General features: G+C 68.4%; 4 protein-coding genes and 1 pseudogene. All 5 read right to left on the bottom strand.

Going from position 1 to position 5,402, the window contains the following annotated elements; translation table 11 throughout:
• Positions 1-2,495, bottom strand: a 2,495-nt coding sequence (gene acnB / locus AC1DXV_RS30820; RefSeq protein WP_477937266.1) for a bifunctional aconitate hydratase 2/2-methylisocitrate dehydratase, incomplete at its 3' end; no start/stop codon positions are given.
• A 161-nt stretch (positions 2,496-2,656) separates the two neighbouring features.
• On the bottom strand, positions 2,657-3,145 hold the full coding sequence (locus AC1DXV_RS30815; RefSeq protein WP_477937262.1) for a hypothetical protein: 489 nt from the start codon (positions 3,143-3,145) through the stop codon (positions 2,657-2,659).
• A 132-nt stretch (positions 3,146-3,277) separates the two neighbouring features.
• Positions 3,278-4,285 (bottom strand): HpcH/HpaI aldolase/citrate lyase family protein, encoded by a 1,008-nt coding sequence (locus tag AC1DXV_RS30810; RefSeq protein ID WP_477937260.1) that lies wholly within the window; start codon positions 4,283-4,285, stop codon positions 3,278-3,280.
• Positions 4,285-5,061 (bottom strand): trans-aconitate 2-methyltransferase, encoded by a 777-nt coding sequence (gene tam / locus AC1DXV_RS30805; RefSeq protein WP_477873539.1) that lies wholly within the window; start codon positions 5,059-5,061, stop codon positions 4,285-4,287. The genes AC1DXV_RS30810 and tam overlap by 1 nt, the downstream gene beginning before the upstream one ends.
• 74 nt (positions 5,062-5,135) lie before the next feature.
• Positions 5,136-5,402, bottom strand: a pseudogene (locus AC1DXV_RS30800) (malate dehydrogenase); the annotation flags it as partial.

Below are 5,402 nucleotides of genomic sequence, written 5' to 3'. Positions count from 1 at the left end.
GCCATGTACTCGTCCTTCGTCGGAATGCGCCCCAGCTTCGAGCAGATCGACGCCAGCTCAGCCGAGCCGAGGTAGACGTTGCTGTTCTTGCCCAGCCGGTTCGGGAAGTTGCGCGTGCTCGTCGAGAACACCGTCGCGCCTTCCTTCACCTGCGCCTGGTTGCCCATGCACAGGCTGCAGCCCGGCATCTCCATGCGCGCGCCCGCCGTGCCGAGCACGCCATAGTGGCCTTCCTCGGTCAGCTGGTGCGCATCCATCTTGGTCGGCGGCGCCACCCACAGCTTCACCGGGATGTCGCGCTTGCCCTCGAGCAGCTTGCTCGCCGCACGGAAATGGCCGATGTTCGTCATGCACGAACCGATGAACACCTCGTCGATCTTCGCGCCCGACACCTCGGCCAGCGTCTTCACGTCGTCCGGGTCGTTCGGGCACGCGACGATCGGCTCGTGCACGTCGGCCAGGTCGATCTCGATCACCGCCGCATAGTCGGCATCGGCATCGCCCTTCAGCAACTGCGGGTTCGCCAGCCACGCCTCTTGCGCAGCGATGCGGCGCTCCAGCGTGCGCGCGTCCGCATACCCCTGCGCGATCATCCACTTCATCAGCGTGATGTTGCTGTTGATGTACTCGATGATCGGTTCCTTGTTCAGGTGCACCGTGCAACCGGCCGCCGAACGCTCGGCCGACGCGTCGCTCAGCTCGAAGGCCTGCTCCACCTTCAGGTCGGGCAGCCCCTCGATCTCGAGGATGCGGCCCGAGAAGATGTTCTTCTTGCCCTTCTTCTCGACCGTCAGCAGCCCCTGCTTGATCGCGTACAGCGGGATCGCGTTGACCAGGTCGCGCAGCGTGACGCCCGGCTGCATCGTGCCCTTGAAGCGCACCAGCACGCTCTCCGGCATGTCCAGCGGCATCACGCCGGTGGCCGCCGCGAACGCGACCAGGCCCGAACCCGCCGGGAAGCTGATGCCGATCGGGAAACGGGTGTGGCTGTCGCCGCCGGTGCCCACGGTATCCGGCAGCAGGAAACGGTTCAGCCAGCTGTGGATCACGCCGTCACCCGGGCGCAGCGAGATGCCGCCTCGCGTGCTGATGAACTCCGGCAGCTCGTGGTGCATCTTCACGTCGACCGGCTTCGGATACGCGGCCGTGTGGCAGAAGCTCTGCATCACCAGGTCGGCGCTGAAGCCCAGGCAGGCCAGGTCCTTCAGCTCGTCGCGCGTCATCGGGCCGGTCGTGTCCTGCGAGCCGACGCTGGTCATGCGCGGTTCGCAGTAGGTGCCCGGGCGCACGCCCTGCTGCTGGCCGTTGACCACCGGCAGGCCGCAGGCCTTGCCCACCATCTTCTGCGCCAGCGAGTAACCCTTCTTCGTGTCGACCGGGCTCTGCGGCAGGCGGAACAGCGTCGACGGGGCCAGGCCCAGCGCCTCGCGCGCCTTGGTGGTCAGGCCGCGACCGATGATCAGCGGAATGCGGCCGCCGGCACGCACCTCGTCGAACAGCACGTCGCTCTTGAGCTTGAACTCGGCGATCACCTGGCCGTTCTTCAGCGCCTTGCCGTCATAGGGGCGCAGCTCGACCACGTCGCCCATCGACATCTGGCTCACGTCCAGCTCGATCGGCAGCGCGCCGGCGTCTTCCATCGTGTTGTAGAAGATCGGGGCGATCTTGTTGCCCAGGCACACGCCGCCGAAGCGCTTGTTCGGCACGTAGGGAATGTCTTCGCCGGTGAACCACAGCACCGAGTTGGTGGCCGACTTGCGGCTCGAGCCGGTGCCGACCACGTCGCCCACATACGCCACCAGGTTGCCCTGGGCGCGCAGGTCCTCGATGAACTTGATCGGGCCGCGCTTGCCGTCTTCTTCCGGCGTGATGCCGGGGCGTGCATTCTTCAGCATCGCCAGCGCGTGCAACGGGATGTCCGGGCGGCTCCACGCGTCGGGCGCGGGCGACAGGTCGTCGGTGTTGGTCTCGCCGGTCACCTTGAAGATGCCGACGGTGATGCTGGTCGGCACTTCCGGCCGCGAGGTGAACCACTCGCCGTCGGCCCAGCTCTGCAGCACGGCGCGGGCGTGGTCGTTGCCCTTGTCGGCCTTGGCCTTCACGTCGTGGAACTGGTCGAAGATCTGCAGCGTGCCCTTCAGGCCCTTGGCGGCCACGGCACCCAGCGCGGGGTCGTCGAGCAGGTCGATCAGCGGGCTGATGTTGAAACCGCCGAGCATCGTGCCCAGCAATTCGGTCGCCAGTTCGCGCGAAATCAGCGAATTCGTCTCGGTGCCATGCGCCACGGCCGCCAGGTACGAGGCCTTCACCTTGGCCGCATCGTCCACGCCCGCGGGCACGCGKTGCGTCAGCAGGTAGACCAGGTTGGCACCTTCACCGGCCGGCGGCGCCTTCAGCAGCTCGATCAGTTCGGCGGTCTGCGCGGCCGACAGCGGCAGCGGCGGAATGCCGAGGGCAGCGCGTTCGGCGACATGTTGGCGATAGGCTTGAAGCATGCGGTTCTCCGGGGGCAATGACGGTCAGGAAAAGGAAAGCCCTGCAGCCGCATTGCGCGGATCTGCCAGGCGCCGGCCACCGGTCGTCGTCGCGACCCGGGGCACAAGGAACGAAAAACGGGGGCAGCGGCGCTGGCTCGATCTCCGGAGACCGTCGGCGATTACTTGCCGGCGGCCGCCGCGGCAGCGCGTTGCTTCTCGTGGACGCAGCCGTCGACCAGGCGCTGGCCGGCCTTGGTGTCCATCAGCATCGACTTGTTGGCGATCTGCAGCAGCAGCGCCACGCCCTTGACGTCTTCCAGGCGCAGCGCACCCGTCGACGACGACACCGGCTTCATCGTGAACAGCTTCTTCCCGAAGGCCACGTCGACGTAGCCGGGGAATTTCGGGTTCATCGAGACGTCGATCTTCTGGTTGAACTCGCAATCGTACGGGCCGAACAGCGTGCGCTCGGCGGCGTCGAGCTGGGCCTGGTCGGCTTGCGGCAGCGTGGCCTCGGCCTTCTTCGGCGGCGCCTTCTTCGCCGGGGCGGCGGCCGCGGGCTTCGCAGCCGGCTTTGCCGGGGTCGCGGGATCGGCAGCCATCGCGGCAGCCGAGGTCAGGCCAACGGCCAGTGCGAAGGCATTGGCAAGAAAGAGGTTGCGGGACATCGTGTCGCTCCAACATGTTGTGAGAAGGAGCGATTGTGGAGGTGGGTGGTGGCACACATCGTGGGCCAACCCGCCTCTTTGAAACAATTTGATGGCTTGTTGCGCACTTGCCGCGCAGTCGCGTGGAAAACGTCACGGCCCCTCCGCGAAGAAGGCCTGCCGCACTTCGATCGGCAACGGCTGCCCGGTGCGGGCGGCGCGCTCCAGCACATGCCAGTAGTAGCGGTAGCTCGCCCGGTCGTGCAGCGTGTCGCGGTGGCTGGTCGGCGCCCAGCGGGCCGCCTGGGCGGCCATCAGGATCTCGGTCGCGAGGTCGGTCTCGGCGGCGGTCGGCGCGAACGCGTCGACGATGGTGCGGACCTGGTCGGGGTGGATGCTCCACATGCGCAGGTAGCCGAGCTGGCGCGCGGCCTTCGTCGCAGCGGTTTGCAGCAGATCGAGCTTGCGGAACTCGGTGACCACGCAGTGCGACGGCACCTTGCCGTGGCCGTGGCAGGCGGCCGAGATCTCCAGCTTGGCGCGCAGCACCAGCGGGTGCTCGAACTGGCCGGTGGCGCTCATCGCCTGGTGGCCGATCGCGCCGCGGTGCGCCGAGACGAAATCCATCAGCCCGAACGACAGCGACTCGATGCGCGGGTGCGCGGCGATCGCGTCGACCTCGCGCAGCGCGCCGTGCGTCTCGACCAGCGCGTGGATCGGGATCTGGCGCTCGAGGCCGTGGCGCACGCCGGCGGCGTCGATCGACGAGATCGCGGCCTGCAGCTGCGCGAGGCTCTCGACCTTGGGCACCATCAGGTACGCCAGCCGGCTGCCGGCCTGCTGGACGAGCGTGTCGACATCGGCGTCGAACGCGGCCTCGTCCGGCGCGTGCACGCGGGCGCCGACGCGGCCATGGCGGTTGGCGGCCGACATCACGAACGACGCGACCATCTGCGCATGCTCGGCCTCGCCGCCGACCGGGGCGCCGTCCTCGCAATCGAGCGTGATGTCGAACACCGGCCCGAGCTCGCCCTGCAGCGCGAGGCTCTTGTGCATGCGCGCCTCGACGCCGGCGTAGTGGTCGCAGACGGGCAGGGCGGGCAGCACCTCGCCGGCGCCGAACAGGATCTCGCGCGGGTGCTGGGTCGGGTGTTGGGTCATCAGGCGGCCTTGGTTGCGACGATGAACAGCCGCGGAAACGCCAGCAGCAGCCGGCCGTCGGCATGCGCCGGGTAGGCCTCGGCGATGCGGCGGGTGTAGGCCTCGAGGAACGAGGCGCGCAGGGCGGGCGACAGCGGGTCGATGAACGGCTTCAGCCCGGTGGCGCGCACCCATTCGACGATCGCGGCGGCATCATTCATCGGGTGCTGGTAGGCGGTGCGCCACACCTGCACGCGCGCAGCCAGCGGCGCCAGCAGGTCGTAGTAGCCGCCGACGCCGAGCATCGGCGTGCGCTTGCGGTCGGCATCGCCAATCGGCTCGGCCCACGGCGCGAGCGCGGCGGTCTCGCGCATCAGCCGGTGGGTGGGCTCGTCGCGGTTGTCGGGCATCTGGATCGCGAGCGTGCCGCCCGGCGCCAGCTCGGCGAACAGCCGCGGCAGCAGCGCCGCGTGGTCGGGCACCCATTGCAGCGAGGCGTTCGCGTAGATCAGTGCTGAGGGCGATGCAGCTCGCCAGGTGGAAATGTCGCTGAGCTCGAAGCGGCAGCCCGGCAGCCGCTCGCGGGCGCTGGCGAGCATCGCCTCGGAGGTGTCGGTGCCGACGACCTGCGCACCAGGAAATCGCTGGACCAGCAGCTCGGTCGAGTTGCCCGGCCCGCAGCCGAGATCGAACACCGGGCCGGACGGGATGGCATCCACCTGCGCCAGCAGATCGCGCGCCGGGCGCGTGCGCTCGTCCTCGAATTGCTTGTACAGGGCGGGATTCCAGTCGCTCATCGCTTGCTCCGTAGCGGTCGAGCCGAAAAAAAGGCCGGATGCAGTCCGGCCTTCTCTCGGGCCCGCAGCCGTGCTCACAGAAGGTGCTTGACGCCTTCTTGTTCCTCTTGGAGTTCCTTCAGCGTCAGGTTGATGCGCTCTTGCGAGAACGCATCGATCGCCAGGCCCTCGACCAGCTTGTATTCACCGCCGGCGGTGGTGACCGGAAAGCCGAACATCGTGTCCTTCGGGATGCCGTACTGGCCATCGGAGGCGATGCCCATCGTGACCCACTTGCCGTTGCTGCCCAGCGCCCAGTCGCGCATGTGGTCGATCGCGGCGTTGGCGGCCCTGGCCGCCGA

The organism is Rhizobacter sp. P3_C12, from assembly GCF_056402735.1.
Note: the sequence above shows the minus strand (reverse complement) of the source record. Positions and strands in the feature narration are given on the sequence as shown.